The following is a 16,715-nucleotide window of genomic DNA, read 5'->3' as shown; positions in this document are numbered from 1 at the left end:
GAGTGAAAGCAGTACAGAACCAAGCACGAGTGAAAGCAGTACAGAACCAAGCACGAGTGAAAGCAGTACAGAACCAAGCACAAGTGAGAGCAGTACAGAACCAAGCACGAGTGAAAGCAGTACCTATCCAGGTAAAAATGGGAAACAATCAGATACAAGTACCACAACCAAAACCACAACAAGTAGTTCTAGTAGTGTTTCATCAACAATCGAGTCTGACAAGTCTGTTATCAGTGGAGATGGGACAGTTGAAAGCGATGGATCAGGTACGATGCAAATGAACGATAGACGTGAAAATAAAGTAGCGCTAGCCGTTGAATCAAATACCAATAATGATGATCCTTCGACCAAGAATGAACAATTACAAAATCAACAGCTTTTCCCTAAAACAAATGGGGAAAGAAATAATTTGTGGATCATGGTAGGTGCAGTGCTTATCTATGTAGTGACACTTCTTTTCTATAGAAGAAAACAGGTGTAAAAGAAAAAACGAAGCTGTGACATCGATTGTCTGATCCCTTTAAACCTGAATAAACGGTGTTCCAGAAGTAACTCCTTTAAAAATAAGCCAGAAAACTCCAAAAATTTGAAAGACAATTTTCGGAGTTTTCTGGCTTATTTCTCGGAGCTGGACACTTCTGTCACAACCTTGTTTTTAGTTGACATCAAAGCGATAAGAAAGAGGTGTTTCTTTGTCTTTGTTTTTTCGATAGAGCCAATAATCAAGGACAGCAGCAATACAGATACAGATAGGCGCATTTTCTTCACAAGGGATATCAAGAACATAATAATCACCGGTAAAGAGGGTTGCTTTATCCATCTCCATGATTGGTTCATTGAAATGCTGGATCTGATAGCGGTGGTTATAGATATCTCCTTGAACGGTCCAATGCAATCGGCGAATATAATAAAAATCTCCTGGCCAATTGAAAATCTTTTGCATCGTACCGACTTTTTCGAAATCTTTGTAAAGTTCAAAGCGTGTCCCAAATGTCAGACTGATTTGTTTGATATGTGCGACTAGATCACCATTCATGGCATAAAGAGACAAGGCATCTCCTTTCGTTCCCCAGCGGCCGACCATCAAAAAAAGTGATTTGCCTTTTTCGTCTTTGACGATCGTCCGAGTAGCACGACTCAGCTGTTTTTCCTGAATGAAAAATTCTGACATATTTGTTCCCCTCTTTCTTCAAACAACTATAGGTTTTCGTTGATTGCGCGTAAGATGGCTTTGCCAACACCTGATTCAAGATTCGTGTCTGTTAAGTATTTAGCGTAATCTTTGACTTCGATCTCTGCATTTCCCATGGCGAAACAAACGCCAGCGTTTTGTAACATGCTGACATCGTTGAAATTATCACCGATCGTCATAACTTCATCTAAAGTGATCCCTCGTTCATGAGCGACTTGGGCAACTGCGATTCCTTTTTGGGCATTTTTATGATTGACTTCAAGATTGTTTTGACCAGAAGAGGTCACTGCTAGTTCGCCTAAATTACTGATTTCTTTCCCTACAGGGCCTAAAATACGTGGGCCTTCAGTATGGAAACAGATGATTTTTAAGACTTCAAGTTTTTCATCAAGTAATAATTCACGTATGCTGTCAACATAAGTGATGTGTAAGAGTTCAAGATTGGCTGAAGCCATGGCGATCGCCATTTTGTAAGTCAAATGGGGCATATGGGTCGCAATGGAAGAAGCAAAGCTTTCGATCCTTTTTGGTTGGCTTTCCGAATACAATCCTTGGTTTGTCGCTACCTCGTAGTAAATACCATTTGCATCTAGAATATCCATGACTGTCATGGCTTGGGGACTTGGAATTGGCACTGTAAAAAGCGACTTGCCGGATTTGTCAAAAACTTGCGCGCCATTCAAAGTGATCATCGCACAATCGATTCCTGCTTCATCTAAGGCTGCTCGTGCTTCTTGTGCGTTCCGTCCAGTAGCGACCATAAATTCAATGCCCAGCTCATTTGCCATGCGGATTGCTTCAGTATTTTCTGTTGAGATACTCATATGTGCATCGAGTAAAGTGCCGTCCATATCAGAGGCAATTAATTTGATCATGTGATTACCGTTCCTTTCCTTTTCTCCCTCCTAGTTTAACATACTAATACGAAATACGATGGAAGATTTTGACTTGTTAACAAATAATTTGTGAGTTATTCTGGAAAATAGGAGGTGGGAAATTTGAAGAAAATCATCCACAATAGTTGGCAAGAAGTATTAGCTGATGAATTTGAAAAAGATTACTATCAGCAGTTGAGAATTTTTTTAAAGAATGAGTACGCAACTCAAAAGATCCATCCGGATATGTATCATGTTTATGAAGCGTTAGAGCTGACTCCCTATGAAGAAGTCAAAGTCGTGATTCTAGGACAAGACCCTTACCATGGAGTAAATCAAGCGCATGGGCTTTCTTTTTCCGTACAACCAGGAGTAAAAACACCACCGTCTCTAGTCAACATCTACAAAGAATTGAAGAATGACTTGGGGATCGAACCAGTTTCTCATGGGAATTTAGTGACTTGGGCCAAACAAGGTGTGCTGCTTTTGAATACTGTACTAACTGTCAGAGAAGGGCAAGCTTATTCACATCGAGGAAAAGGATGGGAACAATTGACGGACGCGATCATTGAGAAGCTGAATGAACGAGACAAACCGATCGTGTTTATTCTTTGGGGGAAACCTGCACAAGAAAAAATGAAAATGATCGATAAAAGTCGACACATTATAATAACAGCCCCACATCCAAGCCCATTATCGGCACATCGTGGCTTTTTCGGCTCAAAACCATTTTCAAAAACGAATGATGCGTTGCTTGCGTTGGGAGAAACGCCAATTGATTGGCAACTGCCTAAAACAGTGTAGTGATACAGCGCTTTCCTGTTATAGTGCAGTTTTTCCGGATTATGTGAAAAACTTAATTATTATCCATTATTTGACTGATACAGAAATTTAAAACTGTTCTTTTTTTTGATAATAGTGTATCATGGTAGTTAATAAAAATAACTGGGGGTCATCTTGTGGAATTGTTTGATAGTTTAAGATTTAAAATTGTACGTCGCGGCATCAAAATCGTGTTTCCAGAAGCAACGGATGCAAGAATTTTAGGAGCAGCAGCACGTTTAAAAGCAGAAGAATTAGTTGAACCGATTTTGATCGGTAGTAAAGAAGAGATTGAAGCAGCAGCGAATGCACGTGGTATCCAAACATCTAACTTCACGATCATCAATCCAAATGATTATGAAAAATGGGATGAAATGGTCGAAGCTTTTGTTGAACGCCGTAATGGAAAAGCAACAAAAGAACAAGCAGAAAAAATCTTAAAAGATGTCAATTACTTTGGAACAATGCTTACATATATGGGCATTGCTGATGGTATGGTTTCTGGAGCGATCCATTCAACCGGAGATACAGTACGTCCAGCACTACAAATCATCAAAACAAAACCAGGTGTAAGTCGTACAAGTGGTGCTATGATCATGGTTCGCGGTAGAGATCAAGAAAAATATGTCTTTTCTGACTGTGCGATCAACGTGAATCCAAACGCACAAGAATTAGCTGAAATTGCTGTGGAATCAGCAAAAACAGCAGAACTATTCGATATCGATCCAAAAATCGCGTTGATGAGCTTTTCAACAAAAGGTTCTGCAGCAGCTCCTGAAGTAGATAAAGTCGTTGAAGCAACAAGAATCGCGAAAGAATTAGCGCCTCAATATACGATCGATGGCGAATTACAATTTGATGCTTCTTACGTTCCAGCAGTTGCACAATTGAAAGCTCCTGATTCTAAAGTGGCAGGTCAAGCAACAGTCTTTGTTTTCCCTGAATTACAATCAGGAAACATTGGCTACAAGATCGCTCAACGTTTTGGTAACTTTGAAGCAATCGGACCAATCTTACAAGGATTAAACAAACCAGTAAGTGACCTTTCTCGTGGTGCTAATGAAGAAGATGTCTACAAATTAGCGATCATTACAGGTGCGCAAACATTATTAGATTAATCGAACAGTAGATCTAAAAGAAAAGGGCTAGGGAGCTGAGGATTCCTGACTCTTTTCTTTTTTTTTGTTGGATTACACGTTATACTGACAAAAAAGAATGAGGAGAAGTGAAGATGATTGAATTAACAAGTGTAGCGATGACGGATCAATTAGCAGAGATCATTGGAAAAGTCGCTCATCCAGGAGATAATCTAGTCTTGACCGGCGACCTAGGTGCTGGAAAAACGACTTTGACAAAAGGAATTGCGAAAGGACTAGGTATTGATCAAATGATCAAGAGTCCGACCTATACGATCATTCGCGAATATACACAAGGAAGATTGCCTCTATATCATATGGATATTTATCGTGTTGCTGCTAGCGGGGCTGATTTAGGATTGGATGAATATTTTGAAGGCGACGGACTATCGGTCATCGAGTGGGGAAATCTATTAGAAGATGCTTTACCTGAAGATTATTTGGAACTGATTATCGAAAAAAGTGATACAGAATTAGAGAAAAGGTATGTGAAATTCCAATCATATGGATCGAATAGCCAAGATTTTGAAAGACGTATCTGTGAAGCCTGGGCGAACTCTCATGGCTAATGACGTTGAACTGACGCTAAAAGAAGCGGATGGATCAGATGCTCGAGGATTGATGGTGATGTTACGCCAAGCGAAACGAGAGACGGATTATTTTGTTATGGATGAGCATTCACTTGGTATGAGTGAAGAGGTACTTGCAACTGAATTGTCTCGAATAAAAGAAAGTACAGAACACTTATTATTTTTAGCCTGTGCCAAAGAACAGGTGGTAGGTGTCGTTTCTGTTGCCCCGAAACCTGACTTACCGCAACGTGGCGAAATAGGGATCAGTATCTTGAAAGAATATTGGGGAATGGGGTTAGGTACGATTCTTTTAGAAGAGGCAATCATTTGGGCTACTGAAAATGCACGATTTAGTACGTTGGTTCTTGACGTATTGGCGGGCAATCAACGAGCCATCCATCTTTATCAAAAAATGGGGTTTCAAGAAGAAGGCCAGAGTGCTGACTATTCGAGAAAACAAGGTCAATCTTTACCAATACTCAAGATGAAACGAACGATTGAGCATGAAATAAGCTGAGTATACAAACAAAGAACCTGAAAAGCGGACGACTGCTTTTCAGGTTCTTTACTTATAGCAAAAGATGATTCATTAGTGCGTAAGGAACATTAATGAATCATTCGCTTACTTTAGCTAATTGAACTATTTCACTGTGACTAATTTTTTTAATGGGTCTGTCCCAAAATATTTTTCCTGATATAACAAGATTTCCGCACAAGCTCGACTATCTTCTAACGCATCATGGTGATTTTTCAACGTGATATCTAAATTTTCACAAACCGTATTCAAGCGATGATTTGGCATCTCTGGAAACAAGCGACGGCTTGTTTTGACGGTACACAATGAGAGATAGTTCGGTTGAGGCAACTGATAATAATCTAAACAACCAGCCAATACTTTTGTATCGAATGCGGCGTTATGCGCTACGACTAATCGGTTTTTTTGGAAATATTTTCCGATCTTCTGCCAAACATCTGGAAATTTAGGTGCCTGTTGGACATCTTCGGGTCGGATGCCATGGATCTGGATGTTACGCCAGAAAAATGGCGTTTCCGGTTGGATCAAGGTATAAAATTCATCGACAATCTGACTGTTCTCCACTTTGACAAGGGCTAAGGAGCAAGCACTATGGGATTGGTGGTTCGCAGTTTCAAAGTCCATCGCGATAAAATTCATTTTCAAATAAGCCTCCTTTAAAAAATAAACCATAACATAGATTCGTAAGAAAAGAAATAACTTTTTTCAGACTATGTATAAAATAAATATGGTGCAAGTTAAGGATCAAGGGAAGAAATCGGGGCAACCCAATTTCTTCCGTTGCTATCCTTACTATTTGATAATCAATTCGACAGGGCAGTGGTCACTACCTAGAATCGATGTATGGATTTTTGCATCAACCAAACGAGGTGTCAAATCTTCACTCGTCAAGAAATAGTCGATACGCCAACCTGCATTGTTTTTTCGAGCATTGAAACGATAACTCCACCAAGAATAGACACCTTCTAACTCTGGATAGAAGTAACGGAAAGTATCTACAAAACCATTATCAAGTAAATGGGACAATGCGTTTCGTTCTTCGATCGAGAAACCAGCACTTTTCTGATTGGTTTTCCAATTTTTCAAATCGATGTTCTCATGGGCGACATTTAGATCCCCACAAACGATCACCGGTTTTTGTTTTTTCAACTCTTCTAAATAATCATAAAAAGCAGATTCCCATTCTAAACGGTAATCGAGACGTTTCAATTCATTTTGTGAATTTGGTGTATAGCATGTCACTAAGTAGAATTCAGGATATTCTAACGTGATCAATCTGCCTTCTTGATCATGGACATCAATGCCCATTCCATAAGAAACGTTCAATGCAGGTTCTTTGGCAAAGATCGCTGTACCTGAATAGCCTTTTTTGACCGCATAATTCCAATATTGATGGTAACCTGGTAAATCCAAGTCGATTTGACCTTCTTGTAACTTTGTTTCTTGCAGACAGAAAAAATCCGCATCAAATTCCTTAAATGTTTCTAGAAAATTTTTGTTGACGATGGCTCTTAAACCATTGACATTCCACGAAATCAGTTTCAAAAAAACACGCTCCTTTTTCTATCAAGTCTGTGCGATTATATTGTACCTCATTTTTATTAAAAATAGTGTAAGATAAGAGTAATAACAGATAGCAGGAGGGAAACCATGAAAATTGGCGTAGTAGGGGTTGGTAATATTGCCGAAAAAGCATATTTACCCACATATGCAGAGAAACAAGGAATGTTTGATTTTTATTTTGCGACACGTAATCAGGTAACGAAAGATCGTCTGAAGAAAACCTATGGATTTACTCATTTGTATGAGTCACTGGATGACTTAATTGAAGAGGAAATCGAAGCATGTATGATCCATGCGGCAACAAGCGTCCATTTTCAATTGGCAAAAAAATGTTTGGAACATAATATCCATGTTTATATCGACAAGCCTTTAAGTGTCGACCTGAAAGAAATCCAAGAGTTACAAGAATTGGCAGAACAACACCAAGTGATTTTAATGGTGGGCTTCAACCGACGATTCGCCCCAATGGTCGAAGAATTAAAAGCGATTCCAGAAAAACGGTTGATCCAGTTACAAAAAAATCGCATTGCGGCAAAAGAAACGACCGCTTTTGTCATTTACGATCTATTCCTACATTTGGTGGATACAGCTGTTTATTTATTGGACGAACCATTGATCAAAGCAACTTCCCATATCCGAGAAAAAGAAGGATTTATGGAAGTAGCGATGTTGCAACTTGAAACCGCGAACCAAATGGCGATCGTGACGATGGATCTTGTAAGTGGTGCGAATACTGAAACTTATCAAGTGACGAGTAAACAAGGAACCTACGAGTTGAGTGATCTGACAGAATTAGTTATCCGTAAACCAGATACGGTGGAAATGAAAAAATTTGGTGACTGGGAAACAACGCTGAGTAAACGTGGCTTTGTGCCAATGGTCGAACGATTTTTTGAAGAAATCCAACAACCGACACCAAATAATGAAAAGTTGAAACAAACCAACATTTATGAGAGCCATGCACTTTGTGAGGAAATGCTGAATAATCTTTATCGTCATCAGCTTTGAGCAAAACTGGCAAGATTGTTTTAAGCGTGATAGAATGATGGGGACGTTTGAAAAGAAAGGAAAGTCCTCAGTGAATAAAGAAGATATCGTTAAAAAAAATCCAGAATTGAATCTGTTGCTTGATGAACCGCTAAGCCATTATACATTTACTAAAACCGGTGGACCGGTAGATGTTTTAGCTTTTCCAAAAACAAAAGCTGAAGTCAAGCAGTTAGTTGATTATTGTCGAGAAAACCAAGTGCCGTGGTTGGTATTAGGAAATGCAAGTAACTTGATCGTCCAAGATGGTGGGATACGTGGCGTAGTCATCATGTTGACGGAGATGAATCAGATCCGTGTAGAAGGCACGATGGTGATTGCAGAAGCAGGGGCAAAATTGATCGATACGACATATGCAGCCTTAGCAGAATCTTTGACAGGATTTGAATTTGCCTGTGGGATTCCTGGAAGTATCGGCGGTGCAGTCTACATGAATGCAGGAGCTTACGGTGGTGAGATCAAAGATGTATTTGCAGAAGTCGACTTATTATTAAGTGATGGGACGATCCAAACCCTGTCAAATGAAGAAATGGCCTTTTCTTATCGACATAGTGAATTACAGAAGATGGATGCCATCGTCTTAGAAGCTCGTTTCCAATTGACCCCTGGTGATCATGAGATGATCAAAGGACGAATGGACGAATTGACAGAATTGCGTGAAGCGAAACAGCCATTGGAATATCCCTCATGCGGTAGTGTCTTCAAACGACCTGTAGGACACTTCACAGGACAGTTGATCCAAGAAGCAGGATTACAAGGCTTGAAATGGGGCGGCGCACAGATCTCAGAAAAACATGCCGGCTTTATCGTCAATATCGATCATGCAACAGCGACTGATTATACAGAATTGATTGCCCATATCCAAGAGGTGATCAAAGAGAAGTTTGATGTCACATTAGAAACAGAAGTACGGATCATTGGTGAAAAAAGAAGTTAAAAGAAAGTAGGTGGTGTGATGTTGGATAAGCAATTGCCCTATGCAGAGATTTGGATGACACGGCCACTTCATGAAGAATTGCCTTCTTATCCCTTGAATGAGCAGTATCGCTTTGAAACTTATCAACCAGGAGCAGAGCAGGATTGGGCTATCATTGAAACTGCGGTCGGTGAGTTTGACTCTGTGGAGAAGGCATTGGCTTACTTTGAAAAAGCTTTTGCCCCTTATCCAGAAGAACTAGCAAAGCGCATGTATTTTGTGGTCGATGAACAAAATGAACGCATTGCTACATGCACTGCTTGGTGGAAGCTTCGTGAGAAAGAATATCCGCTTTTTCATTGGTTAGCGGTCAAACCTGAGCATCAAGGAAAAGGGATCGCCAGAAGTTTGACGATCGAAGTGCTTCGTTGTTTCCAACAAGTAACGACACAAAGCCCGATCTATTTACACACACAGACGTGGAGTCACCCAGCTATCAAACTTTATCAAAGCTTAGGCTTCACGTTCATCCCTGAAAAATTTGATGGAAGTGTGAATCCGGAGTATCAAAAGGTATTAGAGATTTTATCCTCGAAAACAAAAAAATAAGGAAGAGCAAATGCTCGACCTTATTTTTTTTGTTTATTTCCAGCAGTATCCATCCGTGTAGTCACGCCTTTTCTTCTAGGGATGAAGTTTCGGATGAAGGTAAATTTCCGATAATCGTTTTGTGTATAAAGATAGCCGAAGATGCTGAAAACAAGGGCTCCGATAAAATTGACGAATAAGTCTTTCATCGTATCTAAGATCCCGATGTCCAAGTACCCGTCTGCCATGACATACTCTTTGGTATTGCCATTGTCATCTTTGTATGTGACCGTTGTTTTTTGGATGTCTTTGATCTTATATACGGTGTTGCCATCCTCGCTCAATTTGACACTGTTGATCTGATCAACATAATTATCTTTTTGCATATCCATCTGTAAGACTTGATCCGCAGAGAATTCGATAAATTCCCAAAATACACCGACAGTCATGGAAAAACAAAATGACACTAGTGCGACTAGTAATGGAGTCAGATTCATTGTTTTCGTATTTTTGTTCAAGAGGTAGACAAGAGAAAAGCCAACACCGCCAGCGAGAAAGCCGCTCAGTGCGTGTAAAGCTGTGTCCCATAGTGAAAAGTAGCCATAAAAGTCACTTAATTCACCTAAGACAGTGGCACTGAAAATAAAGGATAAGATAATGATTTCCAGTGTGTTAGGGATTTGGATCTTTAGTAATTTTTCTAGTAAATAGGGGATTTCAAACAATAATAACGTCAATAATAAGAGCATGATATTCCCCATGTTTCGGTCGATCAGTTGGTCCACTAGCATGACCACTACAATGATACGTAAAATGATATAAATCGCATGGGTGACCTTCCCAGCAGACTTACTTCCTTTGGAAAAAAAATGTTTGATAACTTTCATAAATGAACTCCTTCGTGTTTCATATCGATTATACTTGTCTAATGAAAAAAGCCCAAATCTTCTGTTTGTATCAAAAGAAAAAAATTTTTTTATTTGGCTATTTATTCAAGAAATTCAGCTGTTTTTCGATAGTTACTAACGAAAACTTGAAAAATTGAGATATTATTGGTTATTTATAAAAGAAAAAGATAACAGTAGTCGGAAAAAAATAAATTGTTGGTTGAATTTGTGAATGATATCACTTATGATGGGATAAGTGTTAAATTTTAGGAGGACAACTATGAAGAAAACAATTAAAGGGTTACTGACAGTTACAGCAATTTTTGCCCTAGGTGCCTGTACGCCTGATGAAAAAGAATCTGCATCCAGTAGCTCTTCCACAAAAGAATCAACAGAAGTATCATCCGGAGCGTCTGCTCAAACTTACACAAATCCTGCTGAGATGAAAGAAGAATATGATTTGATCATCGTTGGTGGAGGAGGAGCTGGTATGGCAGCTGCAATCGAAGCAAAAGATGCAGGCTTGAATCCAGTGATTTTTGAAAAAATGCCAGTTGCTGGTGGAAATACATTAAAGTCTTCAAGTGGAATGAACGCATCTGAGACAAAATTCCAAGAAGAAGAAGGCATCACTGATTCGAACGACGCCTTTTATGAAGAAACATTAGCAGGTGCGAACGGTACAAATGATAAAGAAATGTTACGCTATTTTGTCGATCATTCGGCTGCTGCAATCGAGTGGTTAGACGAAAATGGCATTAAATTAGATAATTTGACGATCACTGGTGGAATGAGTGAAAGACGGACACATCGCCCTTCTGATGGTTCTGCTATTGGTGGCTATTTAGTCGATGGGTTATTACGAAATGTCCACGAACGTCAAATCCCGATTTTTGTGAATACTGAAGTGACAGATATCCAAAAAACGGGAGATGCAGTCAACCAAGTAACAGTCCAAGTCCAAGGAGAAGAACCAAAAGAAATCACTGGTAAGGCTGTAGTTGTTACAACTGGTGGATTCGGTGCGAGTGAGGAATACATCCAAACTTACCGTCCGGATCTTGAAGGATATGTAACGACGAATCAAGTGGGATCAACAGGCGATGGAATCAAGATGATTGAAAAATTAGGCGGCCAAACAGTCGATATGGATAAGATCCAGATCCATCCAACGGTTCAACAAGACGAAGGATTCTTGATTGGAGAAGTGGTACGTGGCGAAGGAGCGATCTTAGTCGATCAAGATGGCGAGCGTTTCGTCAACGAAATGAATACGCGAGACAAAGTATCAGCTGCAATCACTGCGTTGCCAGAAAAATCTGCTTATTTGATTTTTGACCAAGGGGTACGCGACCGTGCGACAGCGATTGAGTTTTATGATGAAAAAGGCTATGTCACTACAGGTGAGACGATTGAAGAGTTGGCAGAGAAAATCAACTTACCAGCAGAAACATTAGCACAAACAGTAACAACATGGAACGAAGAAGTAGCCAATCAAGACGATACAGCATTTGGTCGTACGACAGCAATGGAGCATGATCTGTCTAAACCAAACTACTATGCGATCAAAATCGCACCTGGTATCCACTATACGATGGGTGGAATCAAAATCAATACGAACACAGAAGTTGTGGATAAAGACGGACAACCGATCACTGGACTTTACGCAGCAGGTGAAGTCACTGGTGGCTTACACGGTGAAAACCGCATCGGCGGGAACTCTGTAGCGGAAATCATTATTTTTGGACGTCAAGCAGGGCAACAAGCAGCAAAATTTGTAGATGCACAATAATAGATAAAAATGATATAGAAAGAGAACCTAAGGCTCATGCCTTAGGTTCTTTTTTTAAGATTCACTGACTGTCAAAATGATTTTTCCAACGTTTTTGTTGGCTTCCATATATTCATGGGCTTCTTTTGCTTCTGATAATGGAAAGGTTCGATCGATGATTGGACGGATCACTCCGCTTTCAAAATAAGGATCGATATTTTGCATAAACTCTTGGGTCAGTTTTGCTTTGTACTCGTCACTTCTTGGTGTCAATAGCGTGCCAATCAATTGGATTCTTTTTTGTAATAAAACTCTTAAATCAAGAGATTCAACTGATGTGCCTCCTAGTGTGCCAATCAAGACCCAGCGACCATCAGTGGCGATCGATGCAAGATTTTTTTCCCAATAAGATGCACCAACGAAATCTAAGATGACATCAACGCCATTCCCATCAGTCATCTTTTTTACTTCCTCCGCAAAATCTTGTGTTTTATAGTTGATTACTTCGTCTGCGCCTAATTCTTGGCAAAAGGTTAACTTTTCAGCTGAACCTGCGGTAACGATGACACGTGCCTGCGAATGCTGTTTAGCTAATTGGATCGCCGCAGTACCAACACCACTTGCACCAGCATGGATCAAGACAGTCTCATTTTTTTGGAGTTTTCCTAACCAATACAAGGTTTGATAGGCAGTCAAGAAAACTTCAGCGATACCAGCGGCTGATACGTAGTCAAGGGAATCAGGTAAGATGATCGCGCGATCTGCTGGGATAACGGCATATTCTGCGTAGCCACCTAAATTCACTAAACCATAGACTCTCGTTCCAGTTGAAAACTCAGAACGGTCACTTGCATTTTCAATGACTTCACCAGCAACCTCTACACCTAAGATAGGGTAAGGCGCTTGGAGTGCAGTATTTTCGCGACGCATGATATCCGTGCGATTGACCGCAGCGGTGTGGACTTTTAACAATAACTCCCCAGCTTTTGGAATAGGTCTAGGGACATCCACTTCAGTCAAAATATCTGCTGAACCGGGATGTTTCATAGAGATTCCACGCATGATCAAGCCTCCTCAACAAGTTGTTTGATTGCATCTGGTACTGTAGCTGATCCTTCAGATAGAACAACAGTTGTTTTTGAGATGTTTGGTTGATCCACTAACGCTGCTAAAACTTCTGCTACCGTTTTTCTTGTAATCGATTGAGCTGGTTTTTCGTCTGGTTTGGTCAATTGGATTGAAGTGACCTCATCGTCGTTCGTCAAAGCTACAGGTTGTAGTATGACATAATCTAATGATGTCTGATTTTTCAACCATTCGTCTGCATAATATTTGGTAATATAATAATCCGTCATTGACTCAGGCCATTTTTCACGGTTATCCGCAAAAGCCGCACTGATCATCAAATAACGAGAGATATTTGCTTGCTCTGCTGCAATCATTGTTTTGATTGCGCCGTCTAAATCAACTTGCAAAAGATTTTTTCCTTGAGAACCAGCAGCAAAGATGACGAGTTCACTCTCTTGAAAGGCTTCCGCCATTTTTTCTGAAGACCAAGTTAAATCAAAGGGAACATAGGCGATATTTTCTTCATCATAAATCGCTTGGTTGGCAACATCTCGTACACCCGCGTAAACTTGATGTTCGGTTGTTCCGAGTTTTTGGATCAAATGACGTCCAATTTGTCCGTTTGCTCCTACTACAAAAATATTCATTTTCTTCATCCTTTCGCTACATATCTGTATCAATCATGGTAACACCAAAAGATAAAAAATTCAGGACTAAACACTTATCGACAAAAAAACCAAAAAAGAGCTAGCATACCGCATCGCTCTTTTTTGGTTTTTCCATCCGATCATTAACGGATCATTCGTAGTAAAACAGTAGATACCGCAGCTGTGACTAAACCAGCAACGATTGCTTCTGGCACGCCACTAGTAAAGATGACTGCTAAAACTGCGGAATAGACTGCATTGATATTCGTGCCAAGAACCTGTGCATAATCTTGTTGGAATAGAAAATAGATCAAGTTCATCACTAAGATCGTATTGACAAGAGAACCAGCAATCCCAGCAAGAAACAACGAAAGTGGATTCACTTTGTTTTTCGTCAATTTCTGTATGCCTTTATAAACGAAATAAGGAACAACACCAATCAAGATCCTTGGTATCAAGGCAATGATCAACGCTTTCCAACTTCCTTGATCTGTGCCGATCACTGGAATAAACGGTGAGAAAACAAAAGACAAGGGTGTTGGTATGAACGTACTGCGAATCAGACTGATCATACCAAATGTGCCACCTAGAAACGCACCTAGTCGTGGACCTAAAACAATCGAAGCGACGATGACCGGGATATGCATCGTTGTCGCATTGATCGGACCAATCGGGATAAAGCCGAGAGGTGTGACAGCGAGTAAAATCATGATTGCTAAAAACATAGCAGTTAAAGTAAAGTTCTTGGTATTTTTCATCATAACTCCTTAGATACTAGACCGACCTCTGATTCAGCAGAAGTGTGACTTGGTCGATAATGATTTGGTTATCCGCTAAAGCACCTTTTCCGTAATCGCCACAAGCTAAGAGGGATTCTCTAGGTTCAATCTCTTGATAACCGATTTCTTTTAACGTCGTTAGATTCCTTTGATTGATCGGATGTTGGTACATATTAGTATTCATCGCCGGTGCAATCAATTTTGGTGTTTCTGGTAATAGTGCCATGGCGACAGTGGACAATAGATCATCCGCTAGACCATTTGCGAGTTTTCCGATAATATTCGCGGTAGCCGGTGCGATCAGAAATAAATCAGCTTGCTTAGCTAGCTCGATATGGTTGATGACTGAAGGATCATTTTCTTGCATGACATCCGTGTGGACAGCACGCTTTGAGAGGGATTGCAATGTTAAAGGTGTAATAAATTTGGTGCTACTTTGTGTCATGATCACGTCGACTTGATAACCGAGTTTGACCAGTTGATTTGTGATATCTGCGCTTTTATAAGCAGAGATACTGCCAGATACACCTAATAGGATTTTTTTCATCATGAATTCCTCCTTATTCTAGAATCGCAGTGACGATACATTGCGCAATCTCTTGCTTGGTATCGGCTTCTATGACTTCTCCATTTTTAGATAATAAATAGCCATGATGGTGTGTTTCACTGACTTGAGTCAAGTCGTTGGCCAAAATATAATCGGTTTGATTGGTGATCAAACTTTTTTTAGCTATGTCCAATAAGTGTTCTTTTGAGACATCGACTAATAATTTAAAACCAACGATGACAGCATTTGGTTGCCATTGGCGTAACGAACGAATAATCTTTGGTGTTTTCTTCAAGGTCAAAAAGAGATAGTCCGTATCAGATGAAATCTTGGCTTCTTTACTAGCGGTTTGTTCTGTTTCTGCCAGCCATGACGGCAGTGAGTCAGGAGTCAATGCCTCTTTACTCAAGCGCTCAGCAAACTGTTGTTCAGAAAGACTGAAAGCCGGTGTAAAATCACTGACCGCCATGCTATGGATAATAGCATCATAGGTATTATCTTGCATCAATCGTTCTAACGTATCCAGTAAGTCTTGTGTAGAATCAATGAGATGGATCGTCAAAAGTTTAGAAGCAGTAGGTTTTACAGCAGATCGTGTCGTCACATAGTCGATCGTCACAGTCTCGTGAACAAGAAAGGCTTCTGCGATGGCTTGACCTAAACGTCCAGTCGAATGATTCGTGATCGAGCGGACTTGGTCGATTCGTTCGCTTGTGCCACCGGCTGTGATCAATACCTTCATATTGTTTCACCCACAGTGACAAGTGTTCTTCCTTGGTGTGTCCCATCAAGGATTTTTTTGGTTGTTTCTTCCAATTGATCTAAGGTGATCTCGTTGACGACTAAATGATCAGTTACAGATAGGTCTGCTAATTGTTGCCAGATATTCAAGCGTTTTTCATGAGGAACATTGACTGAATCGATACCGATCAACTGGATATTACGTAAAATGAAAGGTAAAACAGTCGTTGTCAATTTGATGCCCCCCGCATTGCCGCAGAGAGCAGCTGCGCCATCATAAGCAATCAAAGGCAATAATCGTGTGAGCTGTTCGCCCCCAACAGTATCGATCACATAATCGACTTGTTGTTTATCTAAAGGTTTATTTTTTTCTGGTAGAAAGGCTTCTGGATGAACAACTTGAGTCGCTCCTAGTTTCTGTAGCCAAGTTTTTGCTTCTTCTTTACGAGAAAATGCGGTGATTTGCTGAAAGCCCATTTTATGCAACATGGCAATTGCCACACTACCAACTCCGCCAGAGGCACCAGTAACAATCACTTTATCCTCTGCTTTCATTCCTTGGGTAAGTAAAGCATTCACGCAAAGTGCAGCAGTCAAACCAGCGGTGCCTAGAACCATTGCTTGACGTAAGGTCATCGTTTCTGGAAGAGGGACAAGCCAATCTCCAGATACTTTTTGGTAATCGCTATAGCCACCAGGTTGGCTAACACCCAACCCATAGCCAGTTGCTAGAACTTGATCTCCTGGTTGAAATCGTTTGTCCAAGCTTTTCATGACGACACCAGAAAAATCAATTCCGGGAGTCATTGGATAGTGACGGATCACTTGTCCATGTTCACTACAAGCTAACGCATCTTTATAATTGACATCTGAGTATGCGATTTTTACCCAAACTTCATTATTAGTCAGCTCAGGAAATTCTTTGTCAACGATGCTTGTATGAAAAGTAGGCTCGTTGTTTACTTGAAACTGTTTAAATGTGTTCATTAGATAGAAGGTACTCCTTTCAAAATTTTCCTTAATCATACC

At 40.2% G+C, this 16,715-nt stretch carries 20 protein-coding genes; 9 read left to right on the top strand and 11 right to left on the bottom strand.

Annotation, left to right across the window (positions count from 1 at the left end; all coding sequences use genetic code 11):
* The coding region (locus CUS89_RS11340) for an LPXTG cell wall anchor domain-containing protein (protein WP_146103416.1) at positions 1-481 on the top strand (481 nt) is incomplete at its 5' end.
* A gap of 174 nt (positions 482-655) precedes the next feature.
* Here the strand turns inward: CUS89_RS11340 and CUS89_RS11335 are convergent.
* Positions 656-1,171 (bottom strand): LURP-one-related/scramblase family protein, encoded by a 516-nt coding sequence (locus tag CUS89_RS11335; RefSeq protein WP_010734759.1) that lies wholly within the window; start codon positions 1,169-1,171, stop codon positions 656-658.
* 26 nt (positions 1,172-1,197) lie between these two features.
* Positions 1,198-2,067, bottom strand: a complete 870-nt coding sequence (locus tag CUS89_RS11330; protein WP_104872207.1) for a Cof-type HAD-IIB family hydrolase — start codon at positions 2,065-2,067, stop codon at positions 1,198-1,200.
* Positions 2,068-2,190: 123 nt separating this feature from the next.
* On the opposite strand from CUS89_RS11330, the gene CUS89_RS11325 reads away from it, so the two are divergent.
* The 4 genes from CUS89_RS11325 to CUS89_RS11310 all read left to right on the top strand — a co-directional run bounded on the left by CUS89_RS11325 (position 2,191) and on the right by CUS89_RS11310 (position 5,114).
* Positions 2,191-2,871 (top strand): uracil-DNA glycosylase, encoded by a 681-nt coding sequence (locus tag CUS89_RS11325; RefSeq protein WP_023520109.1) that lies wholly within the window; start codon positions 2,191-2,193, stop codon positions 2,869-2,871.
* 155 nt (positions 2,872-3,026) lie between these two features.
* Positions 3,027-4,007: a phosphate acetyltransferase gene (pta, locus tag CUS89_RS11320; RefSeq protein WP_010734762.1), complete on the top strand. Its 981-nt coding sequence runs from the start codon at positions 3,027-3,029 to the stop codon at positions 4,005-4,007.
* Positions 4,008-4,120: 113 nt separating this feature from the next.
* Positions 4,121-4,594, top strand: a complete 474-nt coding sequence (tsaE, locus tag CUS89_RS11315) for a tRNA (adenosine(37)-N6)-threonylcarbamoyltransferase complex ATPase subunit type 1 TsaE (RefSeq protein WP_104872206.1) — start codon at positions 4,121-4,123, stop codon at positions 4,592-4,594.
* The gene (locus CUS89_RS11310) at positions 4,587-5,114 is read left to right on the top strand and encodes a GNAT family N-acetyltransferase (protein WP_104872205.1); all 528 of its coding nucleotides are present in this window, start codon (positions 4,587-4,589) and stop codon (positions 5,112-5,114) included. The genes tsaE and CUS89_RS11310 overlap by 8 nt, the downstream gene beginning before the upstream one ends.
* 123 nt (positions 5,115-5,237) lie before the next feature.
* On the opposite strand, the gene CUS89_RS11305 is transcribed toward CUS89_RS11310, so the two are convergent.
* Both CUS89_RS11305 and CUS89_RS11300 read right to left on the bottom strand, forming a co-directional pair.
* A complete protein-coding gene (locus CUS89_RS11305; RefSeq protein WP_065095570.1) occupies positions 5,238-5,771 on the bottom strand; it encodes a 3'-5' exonuclease in 534 nt (177 codons plus the stop codon).
* Positions 5,772-5,924: 153 nt separating this feature from the next.
* Complete coding sequence (locus CUS89_RS11300) at positions 5,925-6,677, bottom strand: exodeoxyribonuclease III (RefSeq protein WP_019723273.1); 753 nt, start codon at positions 6,675-6,677, stop codon at positions 5,925-5,927.
* A gap of 105 nt (positions 6,678-6,782) precedes the next feature.
* On the opposite strand from CUS89_RS11300, the gene CUS89_RS11295 reads away from it, so the two are divergent.
* The 3 genes from CUS89_RS11295 to CUS89_RS11285 all read left to right on the top strand — a co-directional run bounded on the left by CUS89_RS11295 (position 6,783) and on the right by CUS89_RS11285 (position 9,267).
* On the top strand, positions 6,783-7,703 hold the full coding sequence (locus CUS89_RS11295; RefSeq protein WP_065095572.1) for a Gfo/Idh/MocA family protein: 921 nt from the start codon (positions 6,783-6,785) through the stop codon (positions 7,701-7,703).
* A gap of 70 nt (positions 7,704-7,773) precedes the next feature.
* Entirely contained in the window at positions 7,774-8,679 is a 906-nt protein-coding gene (gene murB, locus CUS89_RS11290; protein WP_019723271.1) for a UDP-N-acetylmuramate dehydrogenase, read from the top strand.
* Between the two features lie 18 nt (positions 8,680-8,697).
* Positions 8,698-9,267, top strand: coding sequence for a GNAT family N-acetyltransferase (locus CUS89_RS11285; RefSeq protein WP_065095573.1), 570 nt, complete (start codon positions 8,698-8,700; stop codon positions 9,265-9,267).
* Between the two features lie 20 nt (positions 9,268-9,287).
* Here CUS89_RS11285 and CUS89_RS11280 read toward each other — a convergent pair whose 3' ends face one another.
* Positions 9,288-10,133, bottom strand: coding sequence for a hypothetical protein (locus CUS89_RS11280; protein WP_019723269.1), 846 nt, complete (start codon positions 10,131-10,133; stop codon positions 9,288-9,290).
* Positions 10,134-10,413: 280 nt separating this feature from the next.
* Between CUS89_RS11280 and CUS89_RS11275 the strand changes: the two genes are divergently transcribed.
* The gene (locus tag CUS89_RS11275) at positions 10,414-11,925 is read left to right on the top strand and encodes a flavocytochrome c (protein WP_104872204.1); all 1,512 of its coding nucleotides are present in this window, start codon (positions 10,414-10,416) and stop codon (positions 11,923-11,925) included.
* 54 nt (positions 11,926-11,979) lie between these two features.
* On the opposite strand, the gene CUS89_RS11270 is transcribed toward CUS89_RS11275, so the two are convergent.
* From CUS89_RS11270 to CUS89_RS11245, 6 genes are all read right to left on the bottom strand, one after another.
* The gene (locus tag CUS89_RS11270) at positions 11,980-12,966 is read right to left on the bottom strand and encodes an NAD(P)H-quinone oxidoreductase (RefSeq protein ID WP_104872203.1); all 987 of its coding nucleotides are present in this window, start codon (positions 12,964-12,966) and stop codon (positions 11,980-11,982) included.
* A 2-nt stretch (positions 12,967-12,968) separates the two neighbouring features.
* Positions 12,969-13,619: an NAD(P)-binding oxidoreductase gene (locus tag CUS89_RS11265; RefSeq protein ID WP_104872202.1), complete on the bottom strand. Its 651-nt coding sequence runs from the start codon at positions 13,617-13,619 to the stop codon at positions 12,969-12,971.
* Positions 13,620-13,762: 143 nt separating this feature from the next.
* Entirely contained in the window at positions 13,763-14,377 is a 615-nt protein-coding gene (locus tag CUS89_RS11260) for an ECF transporter S component (RefSeq protein WP_071867903.1), read from the bottom strand.
* A gap of 16 nt (positions 14,378-14,393) precedes the next feature.
* Entirely contained in the window at positions 14,394-14,945 is a 552-nt protein-coding gene (gene coaC / locus CUS89_RS11255) for a phosphopantothenoylcysteine decarboxylase (protein WP_065095578.1), read from the bottom strand.
* Positions 14,946-14,958: 13 nt separating this feature from the next.
* Positions 14,959-15,687 (bottom strand): phosphopantothenate--cysteine ligase, encoded by a 729-nt coding sequence (locus CUS89_RS11250; RefSeq protein WP_086335013.1) that lies wholly within the window; start codon positions 15,685-15,687, stop codon positions 14,959-14,961.
* A complete protein-coding gene (locus CUS89_RS11245; RefSeq protein ID WP_065095580.1) occupies positions 15,684-16,673 on the bottom strand; it encodes an acrylyl-CoA reductase family protein in 990 nt (329 codons plus the stop codon). The genes CUS89_RS11250 and CUS89_RS11245 overlap by 4 nt, the downstream gene beginning before the upstream one ends.
* Positions 16,674-16,715: the final 42 nt, after the last annotated feature.

It is taken from the genome of Enterococcus mundtii (genome assembly GCF_002947535.1).
Taxonomy (GTDB): Bacteria; Bacillota; Bacilli; order Lactobacillales; family Enterococcaceae; genus Enterococcus_B; species Enterococcus_B mundtii_B.
This window is presented reverse-complemented; position numbering and strand designations above follow the sequence as displayed.

Bases quoted from the DNA above. Each gene is read 5' to 3' on its own strand.
- CUS89_RS11335 (WP_010734759.1), bottom strand. From the start codon at position 1,171: ATGTCAGAATTTTTCATTCAGGAAAAACAGCTGAGTCGTGCTACTCGG.
- CUS89_RS11330 (WP_104872207.1), bottom strand. From the start codon at position 2,067: ATGATCAAATTAATTGCCTCTGATATGGACGGCACTTTACTCGATGCA.
- tsaE (WP_104872206.1), top strand. From the start codon at position 4,121: ATGATTGAATTAACAAGTGTAGCGATGACGGATCAATTAGCAGAGATC.
- CUS89_RS11310 (WP_104872205.1), top strand. From the start codon at position 4,587: ATGGCTAATGACGTTGAACTGACGCTAAAAGAAGCGGATGGATCAGAT.
- CUS89_RS11305 (WP_065095570.1), bottom strand. From the start codon at position 5,771: ATGAATTTTATCGCGATGGACTTTGAAACTGCGAACCACCAATCCCAT.
- CUS89_RS11295 (WP_065095572.1), top strand. From the start codon at position 6,783: ATGAAAATTGGCGTAGTAGGGGTTGGTAATATTGCCGAAAAAGCATAT.
- CUS89_RS11285 (WP_065095573.1), top strand. From the start codon at position 8,698: ATGTTGGATAAGCAATTGCCCTATGCAGAGATTTGGATGACACGGCCA.
- CUS89_RS11280 (WP_019723269.1), bottom strand. From the start codon at position 10,133: ATGAAAGTTATCAAACATTTTTTTTCCAAAGGAAGTAAGTCTGCTGGG.
- CUS89_RS11275 (WP_104872204.1), top strand. From the start codon at position 10,414: ATGAAGAAAACAATTAAAGGGTTACTGACAGTTACAGCAATTTTTGCC.
- CUS89_RS11270 (WP_104872203.1), bottom strand. From the start codon at position 12,966: ATGCGTGGAATCTCTATGAAACATCCCGGTTCAGCAGATATTTTGACT.
- CUS89_RS11265 (WP_104872202.1), bottom strand. From the start codon at position 13,619: ATGAATATTTTTGTAGTAGGAGCAAACGGACAAATTGGACGTCATTTG.
- CUS89_RS11260 (WP_071867903.1), bottom strand. From the start codon at position 14,377: ATGAAAAATACCAAGAACTTTACTTTAACTGCTATGTTTTTAGCAATC.
- coaC (WP_065095578.1), bottom strand. From the start codon at position 14,945: ATGAAAAAAATCCTATTAGGTGTATCTGGCAGTATCTCTGCTTATAAA.
- CUS89_RS11250 (WP_086335013.1), bottom strand. From the start codon at position 15,687: ATGAAGGTATTGATCACAGCCGGTGGCACAAGCGAACGAATCGACCAA.
- CUS89_RS11245 (WP_065095580.1), bottom strand. From the start codon at position 16,673: ATGAACACATTTAAACAGTTTCAAGTAAACAACGAGCCTACTTTTCAT.